The sequence below is a fragment of the Streptomyces sp. D2-8 genome (assembly GCF_023184515.1).
GTDB lineage: Bacteria > Actinomycetota > Actinomycetes > Streptomycetales > Streptomycetaceae > Streptomyces.
The window spans coordinates 22,626-45,438 of sequence record NZ_JAAHBP010000036.1; the positions used below are offsets into that span (position 1 = coordinate 22,626).

Here is a 22,813-nt window from a genome sequence, read left to right on the forward strand (position 1 = left end):
GAAGGGAAACGAGGAGGCCCGGCCCCTCTGCTGCGCCTCACGGAGTGCCGCGCGCCCCGTTGAGCTCCCGGCCCGTGACCATCTCGGATTCGATCCGTACGAACACGGCGTCTTTCAGGGGCATCCACGTCGTGGGGCCGTCCTGGGACAGCCGCTCGTGCTCGGCGGGGTCGGTCACCACGGTGGCCCGGCCCGTGACGACCACGCTCCAGCCGGACCGGGTCGCCCCGTCGAACTCGTCCGCTTCGAAGGCGACCACGGCGCCGGCGATGGCATGTACGAGGTCCGAGTCCGGCGAGGTGCACACCAGGACGGAGGCGTCCGTGTCCAGGGAGTAGTTGATGGGGAGGACCGCGGGCAGTGCCTGCCTGGTGTAGACCACGCGGCCGACCGGCACCTGGGCGAGCAGCCGCAGGCACTCCTGCCGGTCGAGTGAGCGAAAGGCGTCGTTCTGGGACATCAGTCCATCGTCCCCGCGGGAGCCGGGAGGGGGTAGGGCCGACTGGCCCTATCCCCTCCCGGCTCCCGCGGGGACGGCCGATCGCAGCCGTTGTGTCGCGGGTGCCGCTCGGGCATGGCGGTTCAGGGGGCTGTGTGGAGGGACGGCCGGGTCCGAACCCGAGGACCGTCTGTCCGTCGGTAGGGACTGATGGCCCATGCCCGCGGTGCGTCCTGATCCGGACAGTGGTGACGTGACGCCGTTCTGCGGGCAAGGGGCCCGCGGTGCGCGTGCGATCCCGGTGGCGCAGTACCACCCATGAAGTGGAAAGGGGACGGACAACATGGTCCAGCCGTTGGAGTCGAAGAGCGGCAGCTCACCGTCAGCCGGGTCGGTGTCCGGCCGGGCGTGGCTGATACTGGCCCTGGCAACGGTCGGTTTCGCTGTGAACTTCTGGGCTTGGGCGCTGCTCAGCCCGCTCGGCCCGCGGTTCAAGGACGGCCTCGACCTGTCGTCGTTCGAGCAGTCGCTGCTGGTGGCGGTGCCGGTCGTGGTCGGCTCACTGGGCCGGATCCCGGTCGGCGCGCTGACCGACCGGTTCGGCGGCCGGGTCATGTTCCCGATCGTGTCGGCGGCCACCATCGTGCCGGTGCTCTACCTCGGTCTGGCCGGGCACTCCTCCCTCGCCGCCCTGCTGGTCGGCGGGTTCTTCCTCGGCATCGGCGGCACTGCTTTCGCCGTCGGTGTGCCGCTCGTCAGCGCCTGGTTCCCGCCCGAGCGGCGCGGTCTTGCCATCGGCGTCTTCGGCGCCGGCATGGGCGGCACCGCGATCAGCGCCCTGACCACGGTGAAGCTGGTCGACGCGAACAGCATGTCCACTCCGTTCCTGATCACCGCCGCGGTCCTGGCCGTGTATGCCGTGGCCGCCGCGCTGCTGCTGCGTGACGCGCCCGGCCGCACCGCGCCGACCGAGCCCTTGGCCCGCCGACTGGCCGCCACCGTCCGGCTGCCCATCACCTGGCAGGCATCCGCGCTGTACGCGGTCGCGTTCGGCGGCTACGTCGCCTTCTCGGTCTACCTGCCCACCTACCTCAAGACCGGCTACGGCCTGACCCAGGCCGACGCCGCGAACCGCATGGCCGGGTTCGTACTCCTCGCGGTGGCGATGCGCCCGATCGGCGGCTGGCTGTCCGACCGGATCGGCCCGGTCCGGGTGCTGGCCGGCTCGCTGGCCGTGGTCGTGGCCGGGGCGGTCGCGCAATCGTTCACCCCCGCCCTGGCGCCGGTGGGCACCATCGCGTTCCTGGCCATGGCCGCCGCGCTCGGCGCGGGCAGCGGGGCGACCTTCGCCCTGGTGGCCCTGCGCACCCCGGCCAACCAGGTCGGCTCCGTCACCGGCGTGGTCGGCGCCGCGGGCGGACTGGGCGGCTTCCTGCCGCCGCTGGTGATGGGCTCGCTGTACGGAGCCTACGAGTCGTACGCGATCGGTCTCGTCCTGCTCGCGATCGTGGCCGCCGCGGCGCTGGCCTTCACCCTCACCGGTGTCCGCGCGGCGGCCGGAGGCGGCGAGAGGAAGCCGCGCACCGGCGGTCGGCGAGGGCACCGCACCGCCGGCACCACCGCGTAAGGGCGAGCGGCACAGAACGACAGCGACGAAAGCAGGGAGCAGACCGGTGTGCGAGTACTGCGGCTGCCAGTCGCTGGCGTCGATCGACGAGCTGACCCGTGAGCACGACGAGGTCGTCCGCCTGATCAGCCACCTTCGCCCCGCCCGCCAGGACGGTGACGTGGCCCGGATGGCTCGGATCGCCCGCGAGATCACCACCGTGCTCGACCCGCACACGCAGGTCGAGGAGCACGGGCTGTTCCCCGCGATGGCAGTGGACTTCCCCGAGCAGATCGCCGCCCTGGAGGCCGAGCACCGCCGCATCGAGGCGGTGCTGGCCGAGGCCGCCGACGGCGCGACGCCCTCGGACCCGACCTGGCCGGACCGGCTCATCGAGGCGATCGCCCTGCTGCGCGATCACATCCTCAAGGAGCAGGACGGGCTCTTCCCGGCCGCGCTCGCCTACCTCGGCACCGATGAGCGGGAAGCGGTCGAGGCTGTGCGCGCGAAGGCGTGCGGCACCCTGTCCCGGCCGGCCGCCTGACCGGGCCGTGCTCCGCCCTCTCGGGGCACCCCATGCAGATCCCGCGCCCCCGCTCGGAATGAGCGCCACGTGTTGGTCATGGTGTGGCTGTTGACCTTCGGGGGGACGGCGGTCGTAGAGTCGTGTGCGGCCGGAACCGATCACAATTCGAACGGGTGCGTGGCGCCCGGGGCGGAGTGGCACGGTGAGCACGGAGACCAGCCGGGAACAGTCGCAGGCGGCCATGGACGGCGAATTGGCGGAGGCGCTGGTGCGCAGCCGCCGGTTCTTCACCAGGGCGGAAGTCTCCGACGATCTCCGCACCCTGCACAGGAAGGGCGGCCGGCAGGCGGACGATTTCTACCGGGATCGCTGGTCGCACGACAAGGTGGTGCGCTCCACGCACGGGGTGAACTGCACCGGCTCCTGCTCGTGGAAGGTGTACGTCAAGGACGGCATCATCACCTGGGAGGCCCAGCAGACCGACTACCCCTCGGTCGGCCCGGACCGCCCCGAGTACGAGCCGCGCGGCTGCCCGCGCGGCGCCGCCTTCTCCTGGTACACCTACTCGCCCACCCGGGTGCGCTACCCGTATGTGCGCGGCGTGCTGCTCCAGATGTACCGCGAGGCCAAGGCCCGCCTCGGCGACCCGGTGGCCGCCTGGGCGGACATCGTGTCCGACCCGGAACGTGCCCGCCGCTACAAGCGGGCACGCGGCAAGGGCGGCCTGGTGCGGGCGAGCTGGGACGAGGCGGTCGAGATGGTCGCCGCCGCACATGTGCACACGACCAAGGAGTACGGCCCGGACCGACTGGCCGGCTTCTCGCCGATCCCGGCGATGTCGATGGTCTCGCACGCCGCCGGAGCCCGCTTCTACTCGCTGCTCGGCGGCGCGATGCTCTCGTTCTACGACTGGTACGCCGACCTGCCGGTCGCATCCCCCCAGGTCTTCGGCGACCAGACCGACGTACCGGAGTCCGGGGACTGGTGGGACGCCGGCTATCTGATCATGTGGGGCTCCAATCTGCCGGTGACGCGCACGCCCGACGCGCACTGGATGGCGGAGGCCCGTTACCGCGGCCAGAAGGTCGTCGCCGTCTCTCCGGACTACGCGGACAACGTGAAGTTCGCCGACGAGTGGCTCGCGGCCCAGCCGGGCACCGACGGGGCCCTCGCCATGGCGATGGGGCACGTGATCCTCAAGGAATTCTTCGTCGACCGGGCCACACCGCGGTTCACCGACTACGTCAGGCGCTACACCGACCTGCCCTTCCTGGTCGCCCTGGAAGAGAGCGAGGACGAGCCGGGCACCTTCACCCCGGGCAAGTTCCTCACCGCCGCGGATCTCGGTGGCGAACACGCCGAGGCCGAGCACGCCGAGTTCCGGACCGTGCTGTTGGACGCGGACACACGACAGCCGGTGGTGCCGAACGGCACACTCGGCGACCGCTACGGCGAGTCCGGCGCCGGGAAGTGGAACCTGGACCTCGGCGACACCCAGCCCCTGCTGTCCGCCGCGGGCGGCGACGAGGCGCCGGTCGCGGTCGAACTGCCGCGCTTCGACGCTCCCGACGGCGGCGCGGCGCGACTGCGGCGCGGCGTACCGGTTCAGCGGGTCGCCGGGCGCCTGGTGACCACGGTGTACGACCTCCTGCTCGCCCAGTACGGGGTCGCTCGCGACGGGCTGCCCGGCCGGTGGCCGTCCTCGTACGAGGACGTGGAGGAGCCGTACACGCCTGCCTGGCAGGCGGCGATCACCGGAGTGGACGCGCGGAAGGCGGCGCGGATCGCCCGGGAGTTCGCCGCCAACGCCGAGGAGTCCGGCGGCCGTTCGATGATCATCATGGGGGCGGGGACCAACCACTGGTTCCACTCCGACACCATCTACCGCGCGTTCCTCACGCTGACCACGCTGACCGGCTGCCAGGGCGTCAACGGCGGCGGCTGGGCCCACTACGTCGGCCAGGAGAAGGTCCGTCCGATCACCGGCTACTCGGCGATCGCGACCGCCGCCGACTGGAACCGCCCGGCCCGGCAGATGATCCAGACCGCCTACTGGTACCTGCACAGCGACCAATTCCGCTACGACCCGTTCGCCGCCGACACCCTCGCGGCGGTCGGCGCGGGCGGCCCGTTCGCCGGGAAGACCACCGCCGACGTCATCGCCCAGTCCGCGCGGATGGGCTGGATGCCGTCGTACCCCACCTTCGACCGCAACCCCCTCGACCTCGCCGACGAGGCCGACACCGTGGGCCGCCCGGTCGCCGAGCACGTCGTCGACGAACTCAAGGCGGGACGGCTGCGGTTCGCGGGCGAAGACCCGGACGCCCCCGAGAACCACCCCCGCGTGCTGACCGTGTGGCGGGCCAACCTGCTGGGTTCGTCGGCGAAGGGCAACGAGTACTTCCTCAAGCACCTGCTGGGCACCGACCATGCGGTCCGGGCGACCGAGGCGCCGCCGGAGGCACGCCCGCGGGACGTGGTGTGGCGGGAAGAGGCGCCCGAGGGCAAGCTCGACCTGCTGCTGACCCTGGACTTCCGGATGACCAGCACGACCGTCTTCTCCGACGTCGTCCTGCCCGCCGCCACCTGGTACGAGAAACACGACCTGTCCAGCACGGACATGCACCCCTTCGTGCACGCCTTCAACCCGGCCATCGCCCCGCCCTGGCAGACCCGCACCGACTGGGACGCCTTCCACACCATCGCCAAGGAGTTCAGCCGCCAGGCCGCCGATCACCTCGGCGTCCGCAAGGACGTGGTCGCCGCCCCGCTGCAGCACGACACCCCCGACGAACTGGCCAACCCGCACGGCCGGGTGCTCGACTGGAAGGCCGGGGAGTGCGAGCCGGTCCCCGGCCGCACGATGCCCAAGCTCGTGACGGTGGAACGCGACTACGCGGCCGTCGCCGACAAGATGGCCGCCCTCGGCCCCCTGCTCGACAGCCTGGGCGCCACCACCAAGGGCGTCACCTTCAAGGTCGGCCGTGAGCTGGAGTACCTGCGCCACAAGAACGGAACGGTACGCGGCGGAACAGCAGACGGACGGCCCTCGATCGCCCGCGACACGCACGCCTGCGAAGCGATCCTCGCCCTGTCCGGCACCACCAACGGCCACCTCGCCACCCAGGGCTTCCACACGCTCGAAGCCCGCACCGGCACACAGCTCGCGGACCTGGCCGCCGAGCACGAGGGCAAGCAGATCACCTTCGCCGACACCCAGGCCGCCCCCGTCCCGGTGATCACCTCCCCGGAGTGGTCCGGGTCGGAGACCGGCGGTCGCCGCTACTCGCCGTTCACCGTCAACGTCGAGCGCCTCAAGCCCTGGCACACCCTCACCGGCCGCCAGCACTTCTACCTCGACCACGACTGGATGACCGCACTCGGCGAGCAACTACCCGTCTACCGGCCGCCGTTGAACATGGCCGCCCTCTTCGACGAGCCTCGGATCGGCGACACCGGCGAACTCGGCGTGACCGTGCGCTACCTGACACCGCACAACAAGTGGTCCATCCACTCCGAGTACCAGGACAACCTGTTCATGCTCTCGCTGTCCCGGGGCGGCCCGACGATCTGGATGAGCACGCAGGACGCGGCCAAGGTCGGCGTGAAGGACAACGACTGGGTGGAGGCGGTGAACCGCAACGGCGTGGTCGCCGCCCGCGCGGTCGTCTCGCACCGCATGCCCGAGGGCACCGTCTACATGCACCACGCCCAGGACCGCTTGATCGACGTGCCCCGCACCGAGACCACTGGCCGGCGCGGCGGCATCCACAACTCCCTGACCCGCCTGCTGATCAAACCCAGCCACCTCATCGGCGGCTACGCCCAGCTCTCCTACGCCTTCAACTACCTCGGCCCGACCGGCAACCAGCGCGACGAGGTCACCGTCATCCGCCGCCGCACGAACCAGGAGGTGACGTACTGATGCCCCGTGGCGAAGCCACCATCGGACGCGTGATGGCCCAGATGGCGATGGTGATGAACCTCGACAAGTGCATCGGCTGCCACACCTGCTCGGTCACCTGCAAGCAGGCGTGGACCAACCGCACCGGCGTCGAGTACGTCTGGTTCAACAACGTCGAGACCCGCCCCGGTCAGGGCTACCCCCGCCGCTACGAGGACCAGGACACCTGGAAGGGCGGCTGGGAACTCAACAAGAAGGGCCGCCTCGCGCTGAAGGCGGGCGGGCGGTTCAAGAAGCTGATCCAGATCTTCTCCAACCCCAAGCTGCCGTCTCTCGACGACTACTACGAGCCCTGGACTTACGACTACGAGACCCTGACCAACGCCCCGCTGCAGGAGCACACCCCCGTCGCCCGCCCCAAGTCCCTGATCTCGGGCAAGGACATGAAGATCACCTGGTCGGCGAACTGGGACGACGACCTCGGCGGCTCGGCAGCGACCAGCGAGCAGGACGTCCTGCTGAACGAGGTCTCCGAGAAGATCAAGTTCGAGTTCGAGCAGACCTTCATGTTCTATCTGCCGCGGATCTGCGAGCACTGCCTCAACCCGTCCTGCGCGGCCTCCTGCCCCTCCGGCGCGATCTACAAGCGCGAGGAGGACGGCATCGTCCTGGTCGACCAGGACCGCTGCCGCGGCTGGCGGATGTGCGTCACGGGATGCCCGTACAAGAAGGTGTACTTCAACCACCGCACCGGCAAGGCCGAGAAGTGCACCTTCTGCTTCCCCCGCGTCGAGGTCGGCCTGCCCACCGTATGCTCCGAGACCTGTGTCGGCCGGCTGCGCTACATCGGCCTCGTCCTCTACGACGCCGACCGCGTCCTCGAAGCCGCCTCCACACCCGACGACACCGGCCTGTACGAGGCCCAGCGGCAGGTCTTCCTCGACCCGCACGACCCTCAGGTCATCGCCGCAGCCGAGAAGGCGGGCATCCCCCGCGACTGGATCGAGGCCGCCCAGCGCTCCCCGGTCCACTCCCTGATCAACACCTATGAGGTGGCCCTGCCGCTGCACCCGGAGTACCGGACGATGCCCATGGTCTGGTACATCCCGCCGCTGTCGCCGATGGTCGACGCCGTACGTGACACCGGCCGCGACGCCGAGGATCACCACAACCTGTTCGCGGCCGTCGAGTCCCTGCGCATCCCCGTCGACTACCTCGCCCAGCTGTTCACCGCGGGCGACCCGGCACCGGTTGACGCGGTCCTGCGCCGGCTGGCGGCGATGCGGGCGTACATGCGCGACATCAACCTCGGCCGCGAGCCCGATGCCGCGATCCCGCAGGCCGTGGGCATGGACGAAGAGCAGATGTACGACATGTATCGGCTGCTGGCCCTGGCCAAGTACGACGAGCGGTACGTCATCCCGCCGGCCCACGCCGAACAGGCCCACAAGCTGGAGGAGTTGGCGACCGAGTGCAGCCTGGACTACGAGGGCGGGCCAGGCATGGGCGGCTCGGGCCCCTTCGGTGAGACTTCCGGCGGTGCCGCGCCGATCGCGGTGGAGAACTTCCAGGCCCTGCGTGACCGGCAGACCGCCGAGACTCCGGCCACGCCCACCGACAAGGGCACCCGCGTCAACCTCCTCAACTGGGACGGCAAGGGGTCCCCGCCCGGCCTGTTCCCGGACAGGACATCCTCTGGCGGCGGCGGTGGGGAGGTCGAGCCGAAGTCATGAAAAGGAAGAACACACGCACGGCTCGATCGGAGACCTGGCGCCCTGCCGCCTGGCAGACCCAGTCCCTGTTGCTCGCCTATCCCGACGAGGAGTTCGAGCAGCGCCTGGCCCTGGCCGGTCGGGTCGCCGCCACCCTGCCGGACCCGGTCGCCCGCCCCCTGCTCCGCTTCACCGCCCACGCCGAGCAGACCGCCCCTGCGGACCTGGCAGCCACCTATGTGGCCACCTTCGACCACCGCAAACGCTGCTGCCTCTACCTGACGTACTACGCGCACGGCGACACCAGAAAGCGCGGCATCGGCCTGCTGCGGCTGAAGCAGACCTACGCGGCGGCCGGATGGCGCCTGGGCGACGACGAACTGCCCGACCACCTGGCCGTCGTCCTCGAGTTCGCCGCCACCGACCCCGCCACCGGGGCGCACCTGCTCACCGAACACCGCGCCGGCCTGGAACTCCTGCGGCTCGCCCTGAACGACGACGGCTCGCCCTGGGCCCACGTCCTGGACTCCGTCTCCGCCACCCTGCCCACCCTCGCCGGCGACGACCGCGAAGCCGTCATGCGCCTGGCCGCTCAGGGCCCGCCCGAGGAACAGGTCGGCCTCGACCCGTACGCGGCCCCCGTGTTCCTGCCCGACCCCGTCGTAGGAGGCCCCCGATGAGCGCACCCGCCCAGCATGTCCCCCTGGCGGCGGAGGCAGGCACCGGCGGCATCCTGCTGTGGGTCGTGCTGCCCTACGTCGTGCTCGCGGTGTTCGTCCTCGGCCACATCTGGCGCTATCGCTACGACAAGTTCGGCTGGACCACCCGCTCCTCCCAGCTCTACGAACGCCGACTGCTGCGCATCGGCAGCCCGCTGTTCCACTTCGGCATCCTGGTGGTCCTGATCGGCCACATCGGAGGCCTGGTCATCCCCAAGAGCTGGACCGAGGCGGTCGGGGTCAGCGAGCACACGTATCACGTCGGCGCGGTCGTGCTCGGCACCATCGCGGGCGTCGCCACGCTCGGTGGGCTGGCCATCCTGATCTACCGGCGCCGTACCGTCGGCCCCGTCTTCTCCGCCACCACCCGCAACGACAAGGCCATGTACGTCTCCCTGACGGTGACCATCGTGCTCGGACTGGCCGCCACCGTGGCCGCGAACATCGTCGGCGGGGGATACGACTACCGCGAAACCATCTCCCCCTGGTTCCGCTCCATCTTCTACCTCCAGCCCGACCCCGCCCTGATGACCGAAGCCCCGGTGCTCTTCCAACTCCACGCGATCAGCGCCCTCCTGCTGTTCGCGGCCTGGCCCTTCACCCGACTCGTCCACATGCTCACCGCACCGCTCGGCTACCTGACCCGCCCCTACATCGTCTACCGCAGTCGCGACACCCGACTCGGCGCCCGCGCGCCGCGCCGTGGCTGGGACCGCGTGGGGCCATGAACAGCCAGGCCGGGACACGAGTGATGCGCCGGCGCTGACAGTCGGGGTTGACCGTGGCGGTACGTCAGATGCGGCAATCGCCAGGACCAGGCGCGAGGCAACCAGCCCTCGTCGTTGGGCCGAACGGCACTCCCGCCCCCGCCCCGGGGCTCAGGCGTCCGTCTGCGTGGGGAGAGGCACGGTCCATTCCGCGATGGTGCCGGTGGGTTCGTTCGGCGTGAGCGTGAAGCCGCCACCGAGGTCGGCGGCGCGCCGACGGAGGTTGTCCAGGCCGCTGCGCCGGGTGACGGCCGGGTCGATGCCGCCGCCGTTGTCGGCCACGCGCAGGTGGAGCCGCCGACCATCCGTCTCGGCGGTGACCTCGACGGCGGTGGCGTGCGCGTGCCGGGCGGCGTTGGAGAGCGTCTCGCGCAGCACGGCGAGCAGGTGCTCGGCACGGTCCGCGGGCACGTCGGTGTCGAGCAGGCCGGTCATGCGCAGGGCGGGAGTGAAGCCGAGCATGGCGGCGGCCTGGTCGGTCTCGGCCAGAAGCCTTGCCCGCAGCCCGCCGCGGCCGTCGGAGCGGTCGCGCTCGTGCAGCGCGTAGATCGTGCCCCGTACGGTCTTGATGGTGTCGTCGAGGTCGTCGACCACACGCTGGACGCGCTCGGCCACCTCGGGTCGGTCGGAAATCCGGCCGAGTACGGAATTGAGGGTCAGTCCGGAGGCGAACAGCCGTTGGATGGCCAGGTCGTGCAGGTCGCGGGCGATGCGGTCGCGGTCGGTCAGGACCATGAGGTGCTCGGCCTCGCGCCGGTGCTCGGCGATCTCCAGGGCGAGTGCGGCCTGGTCGGCGAAGCTGTCGATCATGGCCATGGTGGCGTCGGAGAACTCCGTGCCGCCGGGGAGGTTGGCGACCTGCAGGACCCCGCGCACGTTCTCGCCACCGCCCAGCGGGAGCAGGAACCCCGGCCCCAGGCCGAGCTGTGCCGCTGAGCCGCCACCGGCCTGCGGCTCGGCGGACAGCGCACTGCTGGTGATCCGCTCGTTGGAGTGGTAGACCTTCGCGGCCAGTGCGGTGGCCGGCAGGACCAGTCCTCGCACCCGCTCGGCGCCCTCGCCGTCGGCGGCCTCGATCACCAGTTCTTCGCCGCCGTCGAACCGTACCGCCAGCGTCACCAGGTCGGCGCCGGACAGCGTTCTGACCGTGGCGGCGACCTGCTGCAGAACCCGGTCCGGGTCGGTGCCCGACAGCAGGCTGCGGGTCAGTTCGCTGCTCGCCGCCAGCCACTGCTCCCGGCGCCGGGAACCCTCGTACAGGCGAGCGTTGTCGATGGCCACACCGGCCGCGGCCGCCAGCGTACGCAGCACCGCCTCGTCATCGTCGTCGAACTCCGACCCGCCGCGCTTGTCGGTCAGGTACAGGTTCCCGAAAACCTGGTCGCGCACGCGCACGGGCGCGCCCAGGAAGGTGGTCATCGGCGGATGCCCCGCGGGGAAGCCGACCGAGTCGGGGTGGCGGCCCAGGTTGGCCAGGCGCAGCGGCTCCGGCTCCTTGATCAGGAGCCCCAGGATGCCCTGGCCCTCGGGATAGTGGCCGATGTCACGGATGGTGTCCTCGTCCATGCCGACCGTGATGAACTGCCGGATCTTTCCTTCCTCGCCCACCACGCCGAGGGCCCCGTACTGGGCGTCCACCAGGGTGACCGCGGACTCGGTGATCCGCCGCAGCACCACGTCGAGATCCAGATCAGTGCCGATGGTGAGAACCGCGTCCAACAGCGTGTGCACCCGGTCCCGGGCCGCGCGGACCTGCTCCACCTGCGCCTGCAGGCCCTCCAGCAACTCATCCAGCCGCAACTGGGGCGCCGCCGGGCCGCCCCTGCGCCCCTGTGCTGGACTCTCCGCCATTCCCGCTCCCTCCGGAAAAGGTGCCGTTGGCACCTCCTCATCATGCCCGAACGGCCCTGTCGGCACCCGAACGCCTGTGTTTGATGTCCGCCTCAGATCCTATGGCCCTTTGACGTGTGTGAACGATGCACCGGTGGACGGCGCGGACGCTGCGGCAACCACAGCACGCCGGAGGACTCGTACCTGGACCCCGAGGGTTCCGGCAATGCCGGATCCGAGAGGGAGGGTCCGCCCAGCTCGTGATACCTGCGTGTTCTACTCGCTCGTCCTCGCTCCACCAGAGCTCGACTTGCGCTTCGTCGCCGACGAAGCGCAAGGACGCGGTATTGGACGGCTGCTCGTCGCGCGGCCTCACGGTTGATTAGTGGCGCTGGTTCGTGCGCCAGAGTGAACGCGTAGGTCTCAGCCATCTCGTTGAGGCGTGGGCTGGTGACACCCGGCTGCGGGTGACCGCCGTTGCGTCGCCGTTCCGGCCGGCGCCTGGCGGTCACCTGCTGTTCGACCGGCACGCTTCAGGTGTCACTCCCCGCGATGGGGCGGTGCGCGTGCTCGTCCGGGTTCATCCCTGGTCCTCTGACGAGGGGTAGATCCGCCACAGCTGGGAGAGGTTCGGTCCGCCCCACATGCGGGTCAGGCCCACCAGTCGGTCGTTGCCCTGGAGGTGGTCGGCGATGGCGAGGGCGTAGCGCGGGTGCACGACCGAGACCATGTAGAAGTCATTGCCGCGCTCTGCGTGGGAGACCAGCCGCCAGTGCTGGTTGAGGCTGTCCGTGCTTTCTCGAAGAGTCACGATGTCGGGCGGGTTGGCCCCCGCGGTGAGGCAGCGGTGGTTGGCGTACGACTCGATGCGCACGGTGCCGTCGGAGTTCTGCCGCAGGAACCATCGGTGCGAGTTGTTGTCCTTGGCGAACGGGTCCTGTGCCCAGGTCTGGGTGTGGTTGCCGACACCGTCGTGCCAGTCGTTGCACATGAAGTAGGTGCCGGTGACGTGGTGGGTCATCGTCACCGATCCGCCCGCGAGCAGTACGAGGTCGCTCATGTCAGTGCTCCTCAGCCTCGAGAGTTTCTTCAGGGGGCGCCCATGAGACTCAGCGTAAAGAGCCGGTTGCAGCTCCACAGCGTGGCCAACCGGTCGTTTACCGAGGTCAGAGCTTGTCCGGGAGATCTCGAACCGATGAACGGAGCTAGTCGAGCCGGCTGACCGAGCGTCACCCACATGTCCCGCAGGCGGCGCAACGATGTGGCAGGGCACCGCTACATTCGAACGGGCAGGGTGGACGCCACGCGGCAGGCGGGAGCTGCAAGAACGAGAAGATGACAGCCTTCCCGACGAGCCCACTGTCTTATTCCGTTTCCCCGTCGCTCCGGTGTGAGAGGCCGCGGCGGCATGGGGGGATTCCCGATACCAGCTCGCAAGTCGAACGTGCGGGTACCGCAGGACGCGGACCCGGACGCGAGGAAGCGTTCGGCGCTGCATTCGTAGCGACGGTGCACACGATCGTCCAGCGACGCCGAATGCCACTTGCTGGGCCCCTTCGAAGAGGCGTCCTACGGATAGCCGCGTACGTCGTCGCGCCCCCTTGGGAGCCCCGGTGCCGTTGGCCGCTCTTCATGAGACGTTGCACTTCGAGTGAACCAATATCTGTGCCCGAGAGATCAGAGTTTGACGGACCACGCAGTGGGAGTTTTTGCTGCGACGAGCAGAGTGGAATTATCCAACGCGCACGGGCCGCTCCAGCGTGCTACTGTCTATCTCAGTTGCAGTTGTGGTTCCCGAAACTTCAAGTGCCCCCACCAGGTTTCTTCCGGTCGGGAGCACCCTTGTATTTCCGGTCATCTCCGGGCGGGGTAATCATCGCGGCGACACGGCGTCCGCGCAGTGCGGACGCCGATGCACTGCCCCAAAGGAGATATGACATGGCTGCTGGTACCGTGAAGTGGTTCAACGCGGAAAAGGGTTTCGGCTTCATCGAGCAGGACGGTGGCGGCGCCGACGTGTTCGCCCACTACTCGAACATTGCCGCGCAGGGCTTCCGTGAGCTGCTCGAGGGCCAGAAGGTGAACTTCGACATCGCGCAGGGCCAGAAGGGCCCGACGGCCGAAAACATCGTTCCGGCCTGACGCTCACGCGCAATCCGCAGCTGGGGCCCGCATCCTTCGGGGTGCGGGCCCCAGCTGCACGCGTATCCCGCAGCGGCTTTCACCCGCGGGCCGACCCGGAGGAATCCGCAGTACGACCACAAGCGGTTCCTCCCTCAGGACGCAGACGCATCCTGAAGCGCTACACCGCAGCCGGCGCCCGGATCGCAAGGTCCCATCGCGTCACCCATTTCAGCACTTGCGCCCACGGATGTATCCGCCGGTCAGATCTGCTTTCTTTTCCACCGGTCCATACCTGTAATTCTCCATGCCATTCATCGCAGCGGGAATTCCTTGATATGTGCCACCTCGAGGAAGGTTCCGCATGAACCGCACGTACACGAACGACCGCCCCGCCCGCTCCCGTGACGGCCGTGCCGACGCCGGAAGGGGCGGCGGCTACGGCTCGCAGGCACCGCGTCGTGCCGGCGGGCCCGTCCGCTCCGGCGGTTACGGCCGTCGGCCCGCCGCAGTGCAGGGTGAGTTCGCGCTGCCCAGGACGATCACCCCCGCACTGTCGGCCGTCGAGGGCTTCGCCGAGCTCGACATGCCCGAGCAGCTCTTGGCCGAACTCGGCAGGCAGGGGGTGACCGCACCGTTCCCGATCCAGGCCGCGACGCTACCGAACTCCCTGGCGGGCCGTGACGTTCTGGGCCGCGGCCGCACCGGTTCCGGCAAGACCCTGGCCTTCGGCCTCGCCCTGCTCGCCCGCACCGCCGGACAGCGTGCCGAGCCCCGCCAGCCGCTGGGGCTGATCCTCGTACCCACGCGTGAGCTGGCACAGCAGGTGACCGACGCGCTGACCCCGTACGCCCGCTCCGTGCGGCTGCGGCTGGCCACCGTGGTGGGCGGCATGTCGATCGGCCGGCAGGCCAGCGCGCTGCGCGGCGGAGCCGAGGTCGTCGTTGCGACCCCGGGCCGGCTCAAGGACCTCATCGACCGCGGCGAATGCCGGCTGAACGACGTGGGCATCACCGTGCTGGACGAAGCCGACCAGATGGCCGACATGGGCTTCATGCCCCAGGTCACCGCGCTGCTCGACCAGGTCCGCCCCGAGGGGCAGCGAATGCTGTTCTCCGCCACCCTGGACCGAAACGTCGACCTGCTGGTGCGCCGCTATCTGACCGACCCCGTCGTGCATTCGGTCGACCCGTCGGCCGGTGCGGTCACGACGATGGAGCACCACGTCCTGCACGTCCACGGCGCCGACAAGCACGCCGCCACGACCGAGATCGCCGCCCGCGACGGCCGCGTGATCATGTTCTTGGACACGAAGCACGCCGTCGACCGGCTGACCCAGGACCTGCTCAACAGCGGGGTGCGGGCCGCCGCGCTGCACGGCGGCAAGTCGCAGCCGCAGCGCACCCGCACGCTGGCGCAGTTCAAGACGGGGCACGTCACCGTGCTGGTGGCGACCAACGTCGCGGCGCGCGGCATCCACGTCGACAACCTCGACCTGGTCGTCAACGTCGATCCGCCGACCGACCACAAGGACTACCTCCACCGCGGCGGCCGTACCGCTCGTGCCGGCGAGTCCGGCAGCGTCGTCACCCTGGTCACGCCGAACCAGCGACGAGGCATGGTCCGTCTGATGTCGGACGCCGGAATCCGGCCGCAGACCACCCAGGTCCGCTCGGGCGACGAGGCCCTGAGCCGGATCACCGGAGCTCAGGCCCCGTCCGGCATCCCGGTCGTCATCACCGCACCGGTGGCCGAACGCCCCAGGCGCAGCGCCACCTCCCGAGGCCGCCGCCGCCCCGCCTCCGCGACCAGGCGCACCCCCGTACGCCAGTCCGGCTTCGGCGCGGTGGCCTAGGACCTTCGTGATCAGGAAGCCGGCCCATCTCTGCAGGAGGCACCCTTGACGCTGATTCAGACGCAGCCCCGCCCGGCGGACGCCAACCCCGTGCACAGGACGGCGGCGGAGGTCATGGACGCGACCGGACCGCAGGTCTGTGACGACATGAGCGTCGAGGTGGCGCTGGCCGTCATGGCCGCCGCCCGCACGGGCCGACTGGTCGTCTGCGACCAGGATGGCCAGTGCACCGGCCTGGTCACCCGTACCGAACTAGCCGCCGTCCGCGACAGCTCCGACTACACGGACCGTGTCCGCCTGCGCGACATCCTCGGCGACCACGGTTCGTTCGCCTCACCCGTGACCACGATGGCCGAAGCCGAGCACGCGATGCGCACCCGTCGGCTCGGTGTCCTGCCGGTGGTCGACGAGCAAGGCAGCGCCCTGGGCATCCTCGCCCTCTCCCGCTGAAACACCTCACCCCTGGTCGGACCGTTCTTCCCTTCTCTCTGTGAGGCCACATGCGCTGCGTCATCGCCCGCTTCCCCTTCGAACTCACCAAGGGCGGCGTGCTGGAATCGATGAAGGGCATCAAGCCCGAACCGGTCACCGGCGAATCGGTGATCATCGGCCGCCGTCACTACCCCGTCAAACAGGTCGGCCAGGTCATCACGCGGCAGGACCGCCGTGACTTCAGCGCCGCCGAAGTCCTGCGGGCCATGGCTCAGCTCGGCTTCACCTGCCGCGCCGTCCCCAAGGCAGCGCCCCTGGGCATCCTCAGCCCGATGCAGCATGCCTCCTCGCTGCTCGGCACCCCCGTCACGGTCTGACCGGGTAAACAGACACGGGCCCACACTGCGTGCGTGCTCTGCAGGATCCGGGCGACACGGACGTGCAGACGCGTGGGCGGCCTGTCCTTCTTCGTGGGCGTCGGACTCCACCGGGGCGCCGACGTCAGCGAGCAACTCGTCAGGCTGCGACATGAGGCGGACCATATCCGCCGGCCGTCCTGCTGCCTGAGCGGTGACGCTACCGGGCAAGGAAGGCGCTCACGGTCTCGCCGCCGGAGGCCCGGCGGCGGGTGACCGCCGTGGCGTGGGCGAGGCCGGTGACCATGGGCCGACCGAAGCCCCCGGTTACCGCCCTTCAGGTATGGGGTGCGCAGTCAGTTCCAGTGTGCAGCGGGCCCGCCGTGGTGCAGGGCATTGGTGACGAGCTCGGACACGACCAAGACCACCCTGTCCGCCGCGTCACGGGCCAAGGCCGGCTGCTGCAAACCTTCGAAGCCGGCCGCTCGATCGCCCCGGGATCGTCGAGGGCGGCGCGGGGCCTCCTGCCACGCTCGTCAGCGGCCGACCTGAGGGGCGTCACGGCTGGAAACGTCCGTCCCGGCCGGTGGAGTTCTCCACGAGACGCAGTGTTGGCGCCCGCCGCGGTAGGCGCGGCGCAGTCGGCGACGTCACGCTCAGCCCTACGTGCCGCGCTGCGCGAAATCCCTGCGCGCCGGACTGAGCCCCGAAGCTGCTTGAACCATCCATGGACCGGTCGACGCAGACTGGTCGAGACGGACTACCTCATCGTCGAGTGCACGGAGAGCGGTTGCAGGACGGCGACGGGACTGACGACCGGACCGGGTGACGGGGCTGGCTGCCGAACGGTCGAGCAACCGCGATCCCCGTGCCCCCGACGGCGTCTCGGTCGGGTCTGCGGAAACAGATGGCCGGTGCAGTATCAGGGCCGGCAGATGGTGTAGTAGTTCCTTCGGGGCCCTGGTGCCAGTACGGTGCCAGGGCCCCTCCACGCGTTCCGCAGAGAGGTGCGATGACAGCAGACGACACGTTCGGCCGTCTCGATGACGACGACTATCCCGCCTACACCATGGGCCGGGCCGCCGAGATGCTCGGCACCACACAGGGCTTCCTCCGTGCCATCGGCGAAGCCCGCCTCATCACCCCGCTGCGCTCCGCCGGCGGACACCGCCGCTACTCCCGCTACCAGCTGCGTATCGCCGCGCGCGCCCGGGAACTCGTCGACCAGGGGACCCCCATCGAGGCCGCCTGTCGGATCGTCATCCTTGAAGACCAGCTCGAGGAAGCCCAGCGCCTCAACGCCGAATACCGCCGCGCCGCCGAATCGGCGAACCCGACGGCAGCAGCATGAGATGAGCGTGCCGGTCAGCGTCGGCGGGAACCGCACGCGCGGTCTCGGTGTGCGGTGTGATCATTTCCTATGGTGACGCGGTGTGTGGGCGTGTAGCGTTTGGGTCAGCTGTCGTGGTTCGGACTTCCCTCTTGCCCCGCGCCTTCGGTGTGGGCGTTTTGCTGTGCTGTGCCGCAGGGACCAGGGCGATCACCTCCGTCTGCCACATCGAGTGGGAGGCGTTCATCGACTGGAAGGCATGTGACATGGCTACGGGAACTGTGAAGTGGTTCAACGCGGAGAAGGGCTTCGGCTTCATCGCCCAGGACGGCGGCGGCCCGGATGTCTTCGCGCACTACTCCGCGATCAACTCCACAGGCTTTCGCGAGCTCCAGGAGGGCCAGGCCGTGACGTTCGACGTCACCCAGGGCCAGAAGGGTCCGCAGGCCGAGAACATCAACGTGGCCTGACCTCGCAGACCCACCCGGACGAAGGCGCCTGTTCTCGTGCCGGGCCGGCAGGATCAGGGGCCGCGCAGCAACGGCTGCGCGGCCCCTGATCTGTGGAGGCCCCCGGGCCGGTGCGACTTCGGCCCGGAGCCGAGGCTGCGTGGCTGGCTCCATCCCGGGATGGTCCCTGCTGCACCGATCGCAGGCGTCGTGCTCATCTGCCTGGCCCGTACACCGCAGGCGGCCCTGGCTTGCTCCGTGTATGCGGCCACCGCCTGGCTGCTGTTCGCGACCAGCGCCATCTCCACCGCGGCACCCGGGGACCGCTCGGCGAGGCTCTTCTGCGACGCCTCGACCACGCCAACATCTTCCTGATCATCGCCGGCACCTGTACCCCCCTGGCCGTGCTCCTCCTCCCGCCGGACCAGCGGTCCGTGCTGCTGTGGACTGTCTGGACGGGAGCATTGGCCGGCATCGCGTTCCGGGTCCGGTGGGTCGGAGCCCTCGCCGGCTCATCCATGCCCGCTCAATGCGCTCCGCCGAAGCGTCCACGCCTGCCTTCAACCGCCACCGCGGCATCCATTCGCCCCGCAGGGGACGCCGCTGAAAGGCCAAGCCTCCGAGGATCCGTCAGCTCGGAGCGTGCCCTCTCTGAGGTGTGTCGGCTGTGGGGTCGCCACCTCGGGGGGTGAGAAGGGGTGCCCGCGCCGTCTCACGTCGGAACGCGTGGGCGATGGCGCGCGCCTCGATGCCCGCCTGGCGAAGAACACCCGTGAGGGGATTGGTGTATCCGGCGAAGTACAGGCGCGGGGCTTCGGGATGGGTCCGTGCCCCTGCGGCGAGGGGCTGCCCGGCCTCGTCGAGTACGCCCAGGTGCCCGACCAGGTCGTTCAGGCAGGGCCGGTACCCGGTGGCTGCGATGACCGTGTCGGGTCGCAGTCGGGCGCCGTCGGCCAGTACCACGTCGGGGCCGTCGAACGCCTGGACGGCCGCGACCGGCTCGACCCGCCCGGACCGGACGGCGTCCACGAAGCCGTGGTCGAGCACCGGGTTGACCCCTTCGCGGGCATTGCGGGTGTACAGGCCCGTGCGGGGCCGCGGCAATCCTCGCGAGGTCAGGTCGGGCACCGCGAGACGTTGTGTGAGCAGGGAGGTGCGGTCGCGCCACGCGAGCGGGAGGGCCTCCGTCAGCCGGCCGACTGCATGCCATCGGGCGCTGGAGCGGGGCAGGATGTTGGGTGGGGTACGGACTGAGATCCGTACCCGTGCGGCCCCGGCCAGGACGGCGGCGATCTCGGTACCGCTGTTGCCGGCGCCGACCACCAGGACGTGCTGCCCGCGGTAGGGGGCGGGAGAGCGGTAGTGGGCCGAGTGCAGCAGGGTGCCGGTGAAGGTCGAACGCCCGGGCCAGGGGGGGATGTTCGGGCTATGGCAGCGGCCGGTGGCCACCACGACCGCACCAGTGGGCACCGGGCCGTCGGGGGTATGGGCCAGCCACTGCGCTCCCGAACCGGGCTCGGCCTGTTCGATGCGCTGCACAGGGGTGGCCACCCGGACGTCGAGCCGGTGATGGGCGACGTAACGCTCCATGTATCGCACGTAGTCGTCCCGGCTCACCCACGGGCCCGCCTGGCGCGGCACCGACAGGCCAGGGAGTTTCGAGGCGCCGTGGGTGGTGTGCAGGCGTAGATGGTCATAGCGCTGCGCCCAGCTCGCTCCCACACGGTCCGACCGTTCGAGGATCACGGTCGGCTCGCCGGAGCGGCTCAGTAGCGCGGCGACCGCCAGGCCGTGGGGACCGGCTCCGATCACGATCGTGGGAGCGCTGAAGTCTCGCTGTGGTGTCGGGGGCATCGCCTCCTACAACGGCGGACCGCGGCTCACGTCACGCTCAACGGGCAGGCACAGAGCCTGTGCCGCGGCGATGCCGACATGTCACCGGAACAGCGCTGACTGCCGTTACACCGACGGTGCGGATTCGTTGAGACCGGGTATCAGCGCCACCCCGCGCAGGCGAGTCAGTCCGCCCAAGGCCGGGCCGTCCGGGCCAGGCGCAGTTGATCGGCGAGGAGCCGGACGAGCCGGTAGGCATGGCCCGCGCGGCCCCGGCCACCGCGGCGGGCTTGTCCTTCGGGGCCGGCTCGCTGTGCCTATCCGATCTTCTGAGGGGCTCATGTGCAGGCAGTAACGGTGCACCACCGGCCACGACTGCGGATCAGCGGGGTCCGCAAGGCATACGGCGGCAAGCAGGTCCTGCGCGACGTCGACCTTGATGTGCCCGCCGGGACGCTGGTAGGAGTCGTCGGCGAGAACGGGGTGGGAAAGAGCACGCTGCTGCAAATCGCCGTAGGGCACCTTGCGCCTGACCGCGGAACGGTGACACGGACCGGCACCGTGGGGTACTGCCCGCAGCGAGCGGTCCTGAACGCTGCGTTCACCGTCGGCCAGCATCTGCGGTTGTTCCAGATGGCCTACCGGCTGCCGACGCTGGAGCGCGTCGACGAGCTGATGGATCTGCTGGCGCTGACCGGTTGCCGGCGACAGCGGGTCGGCGAGCTCAGTGGTGGAACGCGACAGAAGCTGAACCTGCTGATCGCTCTTATGCACGATCCGCAGTTGCTGGTCCTGGACGAGCCCTACCAGGGCTTCGACTGGGACACCCATCAGAGGTTCTGGACCCTGGCCGCCGACCTGCGTGATCAAGATCGGTCGATCATCGTGGTTTCGCACCTGCTGCACGACCTGCACCACTTCGACGCGATCGCTCATCTGCGCCAGGGGCGTCTGTACTTCGAGGAGACCGACCGTTGAGGCTCTCCTGGACGGCATTCACCGAACTGCTGCGCTGCACTCTGCTGGGCCACCTGCGCAACCGGCTGGCCCTGGTTCTGGCGGTCGTGTTCATCCCGGTCTGGATCGCCGTGGCACGCCTGTGCACCTCCGACGAAGTGGTGCGCATCTGGCTGGACGCCATCAGCGCCCCAGTCTTCACCCGCGCCAGCCAAGTGGCTCAGGTGGCCAGCGCGCTGGGCGCCGTCACCCTGGTCACCGGCTTCATCACCTTCACGGAGACCTTTCAGTCCCGGCAGGTGGACCGCCGTCTGCTGCTGGCCGGCTACCCCCGGCTTCCGATGCTGCTGGCCAAACTCGCTGCCGTCGCCCTCACCGCCGCCCTGCTGGCCTTCTACACCACGATCCTGCTGTGGATCTCCCTGCCCGTACGCCACGCGGGCTCCCTGGGACTGGCCCTTGCCGGCGCCGGCCTCGCCTACGGTGGCATTGGCCTTCTGCTCGGCTCTCTGGTCCGCGGCGAGCTGGAGGGCTTCTTCCTCATCATCATGCTCAGCCTGGTCGACACCGGCCTGCAGAACCCCGTCTTCAACACACTCATGGATGTGGCAGGCGTATCCGCGCTTCCTCTGTACGGCGTGAACCAGCTGGCGCTGAGCTCAGCCCTCACCCCACACATCCCCTGGTCCCACGGCCTGCTCTCCCTCACCTGGTCCGCAGCGACCGGCGCCCTGGCGCTGCTCGTCCTCCACAGCCACCGCCCTTCCCGCTCCCCGTGGCCACGCAGGTCGAGAGTCCAGGCAGGGTGATCACGGTGAGGGCTTGGTCTTCCTCCAGGGCCCTGGTTGCTGACACAGGGGCTGTCCGATCAACGGCTCTGGCCTGTAGCCGGTGGTGACCCCGGGTAGCCGTCCTGGATCATGATCTTGTGATGGATGTCAACTCCCTCGTCGGCACGGTGTTCTCCGGGCTGTCGGTGCTGGTCGTGGAGGGGCACGGTGCCCTCCACGACCAGCGGCGGACGGCGCGCCACGCGAGTCCAGAGGCCGCCACTGTCCACGCGGCCGCGGCGAACCGGCCCCAAGGGTACGGGCGGTCAGCCGCAGGTACGAGAAGACCGGCTCATTCCCCGTGCGCAGGCTTCGTCAGCTCTGCGTTGAACTGAGCGCCGATCAGGAGGGACAGATTGGAGAGCCACAGCCAGACCAGGAACACCACGACGCCTGCCAGTGAACCGTGCACGCGAGGGGCGACGTCAGAAGCAGAGAGCTCAGGACGAGTGCCGTGGCGATGATGAGCGCAGCGGCCGCGTCCGGCGCAATGCCACCCACCACCGAGCCGTGTGACCGTCTGCGTCATCCATGACGCCGATGTTCTCACTCTTCGGCCTCGGGCCACCATCCAGCACCGCGGTGCGGCAGAACCCGGCACACGTGCCGGGTTACCCGACCTGCTTGGGAAGGCGGGACGGCCGCGGGGGCCGCGGCCCCATGGCACCGCGCGGTGAACAGAGCGTGGAGATTCTCCTGTCCCTGTGCGCGAGGTGTCTCTGACCGGCGCAGCGCAGGGTTCAGTATTGCCCGGTCTCCCCGAAACCCCCGTCCGAGTCGTCGTCCGCACCGAGTGCGGCGGCGGTCGGGTCGAATCCGGGCGGGCTGTCCTTGAGGCCCAAGCCCAGGCCGGCCAGCTTCGCCTTGACCTCGTCGATGGACTTCGCACCGAAGTTGCGGATGTCCATAAGGTCGGCCTCGGAGCGCGCGAGGAGTTCGCCCACGGAGTGGACGCCCTCGCGCTTGAGGCAGTTGTACGACCGAACGGTGAGTTCGAGCTCCTCGATCGGCAGGGCGAGGTCGGCGGCCAGGGCGGCGTCCGTGGGGGACGGGCCCATGTCGATGCCCTCGGCGTCGATGTTGAGCTCGCGGGCCAGACCGAACAGCTCGACCAGGGTCTTGCCGGCCGACGCCATGGCGTCACGCG

19 protein-coding genes and 3 pseudogenes are annotated in these 22,813 nt (G+C 69.8%); 15 read left to right on the forward strand and 7 right to left on the reverse strand.

Going from position 1 to position 22,813, the window contains the following annotated elements:
* Window positions 1-37 precede the first annotated feature (37 nt).
* Window positions 38-460, reverse strand: a complete 423-nt coding sequence (locus tag G3I77_RS38985) for a pyridoxamine 5'-phosphate oxidase family protein (protein WP_248511859.1) — start codon at window positions 458-460, stop codon at window positions 38-40.
* Between the two features lie 322 nt (window positions 461-782).
* On the opposite strand from G3I77_RS38985, the gene G3I77_RS38990 reads away from it, so the two are divergent.
* The 6 genes from G3I77_RS38990 to narI all read left to right on the forward strand — a co-directional run bounded on the left by G3I77_RS38990 (window position 783) and on the right by narI (window position 9,634).
* Window positions 783-2,066: an MFS transporter gene (locus tag G3I77_RS38990; protein WP_248511860.1), complete on the forward strand. Its 1,284-nt coding sequence runs from the start codon at window positions 783-785 to the stop codon at window positions 2,064-2,066.
* Window positions 2,067-2,112: 46 nt separating this feature from the next.
* A complete protein-coding gene (locus tag G3I77_RS38995; protein ID WP_248511861.1) occupies window positions 2,113-2,589 on the forward strand; it encodes a hemerythrin domain-containing protein in 477 nt (158 codons plus the stop codon).
* 223 nt (window positions 2,590-2,812) lie between these two features.
* Window positions 2,813-6,496 carry a nitrate reductase subunit alpha gene (locus tag G3I77_RS39000; RefSeq protein ID WP_248511887.1) on the forward strand — a complete coding sequence of 1,228 codons (3,684 nt, stop codon included), beginning with the start codon at window positions 2,813-2,815 and terminating at the stop codon, window positions 6,494-6,496.
* Complete coding sequence (narH, locus tag G3I77_RS39005) at window positions 6,496-8,208, forward strand: nitrate reductase subunit beta (RefSeq protein WP_248511862.1); 1,713 nt, start codon at window positions 6,496-6,498, stop codon at window positions 8,206-8,208. The genes G3I77_RS39000 and narH overlap by 1 nt, the downstream gene beginning before the upstream one ends.
* Complete coding sequence (narJ, locus tag G3I77_RS39010; RefSeq protein WP_248511863.1) at window positions 8,205-8,867, forward strand: nitrate reductase molybdenum cofactor assembly chaperone; 663 nt, start codon at window positions 8,205-8,207, stop codon at window positions 8,865-8,867. The genes narH and narJ overlap by 4 nt, the downstream gene beginning before the upstream one ends.
* The gene (gene narI, locus G3I77_RS39015) at window positions 8,864-9,634 is read left to right on the forward strand and encodes a respiratory nitrate reductase subunit gamma (protein ID WP_248511864.1); all 771 of its coding nucleotides are present in this window, start codon (window positions 8,864-8,866) and stop codon (window positions 9,632-9,634) included. Before narJ ends, narI begins: the two co-directional genes overlap by 4 nt.
* A gap of 150 nt (window positions 9,635-9,784) precedes the next feature.
* Here narI and G3I77_RS39020 read toward each other — a convergent pair whose 3' ends face one another.
* Window positions 9,785-11,524, reverse strand: a complete 1,740-nt coding sequence (locus G3I77_RS39020) for a GAF domain-containing protein (RefSeq protein WP_248511868.1) — start codon at window positions 11,522-11,524, stop codon at window positions 9,785-9,787.
* 559 nt (window positions 11,525-12,083) lie between these two features.
* Entirely contained in the window at window positions 12,084-12,563 is a 480-nt protein-coding gene (locus G3I77_RS39030; RefSeq protein WP_248511870.1) for an RICIN domain-containing protein, read from the reverse strand.
* Window positions 12,564-13,441: 878 nt separating this feature from the next.
* Between G3I77_RS39030 and G3I77_RS39035 the strand changes: the two genes are divergently transcribed.
* From G3I77_RS39035 to G3I77_RS39050, 4 genes are all read left to right on the forward strand, one after another.
* A complete protein-coding gene (locus G3I77_RS39035; RefSeq protein WP_003973099.1) occupies window positions 13,442-13,645 on the forward strand; it encodes a cold-shock protein in 204 nt (67 codons plus the stop codon).
* 343 nt (window positions 13,646-13,988) lie between these two features.
* Window positions 13,989-15,479, forward strand: coding sequence for a DEAD/DEAH box helicase (locus G3I77_RS39040; RefSeq protein ID WP_248511872.1), 1,491 nt, complete (start codon window positions 13,989-13,991; stop codon window positions 15,477-15,479).
* A 45-nt stretch (window positions 15,480-15,524) separates the two neighbouring features.
* Complete coding sequence (locus tag G3I77_RS39045; protein WP_248511873.1) at window positions 15,525-15,929, forward strand: CBS domain-containing protein; 405 nt, start codon at window positions 15,525-15,527, stop codon at window positions 15,927-15,929.
* A gap of 50 nt (window positions 15,930-15,979) precedes the next feature.
* Window positions 15,980-16,288, forward strand: a complete 309-nt coding sequence (locus G3I77_RS39050) for an SCO5918 family protein (RefSeq protein ID WP_248511875.1) — start codon at window positions 15,980-15,982, stop codon at window positions 16,286-16,288.
* Window positions 16,289-16,487: 199 nt separating this feature from the next.
* Here the strand turns inward: G3I77_RS39050 and G3I77_RS41365 are convergent.
* Window positions 16,488-16,743: pseudogene (locus G3I77_RS41365) on the reverse strand (ATP-binding protein); the annotation flags it as partial.
* Window positions 16,744-17,279: 536 nt separating this feature from the next.
* Here G3I77_RS41365 and G3I77_RS39055 point away from each other — a divergent pair.
* From G3I77_RS39055 to G3I77_RS39065, 3 genes and pseudogenes are all read left to right on the forward strand, one after another.
* Window positions 17,280-17,618, forward strand: a complete 339-nt coding sequence (locus G3I77_RS39055; RefSeq protein WP_248511877.1) for a MerR family transcriptional regulator — start codon at window positions 17,280-17,282, stop codon at window positions 17,616-17,618.
* Window positions 17,619-17,863: 245 nt separating this feature from the next.
* Window positions 17,864-18,067, forward strand: a complete 204-nt coding sequence (locus G3I77_RS39060) for a cold-shock protein (RefSeq protein WP_031104458.1) — start codon at window positions 17,864-17,866, stop codon at window positions 18,065-18,067.
* Window positions 18,068-18,226: 159 nt separating this feature from the next.
* A pseudogene (locus tag G3I77_RS39065) lies at window positions 18,227-18,549 on the forward strand (hemolysin III family protein); the annotation flags it as partial.
* 127 nt (window positions 18,550-18,676) lie between these two features.
* Here the strand turns inward: G3I77_RS39065 and G3I77_RS39070 are convergent.
* Window positions 18,677-19,900 carry an NAD(P)/FAD-dependent oxidoreductase gene (locus G3I77_RS39070; RefSeq protein ID WP_248511879.1) on the reverse strand — a complete coding sequence of 408 codons (1,224 nt, stop codon included), beginning with the start codon at window positions 19,898-19,900 and terminating at the stop codon, window positions 18,677-18,679.
* Between the two features lie 336 nt (window positions 19,901-20,236).
* Between G3I77_RS39070 and G3I77_RS39075 the strand changes: the two genes are divergently transcribed.
* Complete coding sequence (locus G3I77_RS39075; protein WP_248511880.1) at window positions 20,237-20,857, forward strand: ABC transporter ATP-binding protein; 621 nt, start codon at window positions 20,237-20,239, stop codon at window positions 20,855-20,857.
* Complete coding sequence (locus G3I77_RS39080) at window positions 20,854-21,645, forward strand: hypothetical protein (RefSeq protein WP_248511881.1); 792 nt, start codon at window positions 20,854-20,856, stop codon at window positions 21,643-21,645. Before G3I77_RS39075 ends, G3I77_RS39080 begins: the two co-directional genes overlap by 4 nt.
* A 313-nt stretch (window positions 21,646-21,958) precedes the next feature.
* Here G3I77_RS39080 and G3I77_RS39085 read toward each other — a convergent pair.
* Together G3I77_RS39085 and G3I77_RS39090 are read right to left on the reverse strand one after the other, a co-directional pair.
* Window positions 21,959-22,081: pseudogene (locus G3I77_RS39085) on the reverse strand (YhjD/YihY/BrkB family envelope integrity protein); the annotation flags it as partial.
* A 325-nt stretch (window positions 22,082-22,406) separates the two neighbouring features.
* A partial coding sequence (locus G3I77_RS39090) for a DNA-directed RNA polymerase subunit alpha C-terminal domain-containing protein (protein ID WP_282574466.1) occupies window positions 22,407-22,813 on the reverse strand: 407 nt, incomplete at its 5' end.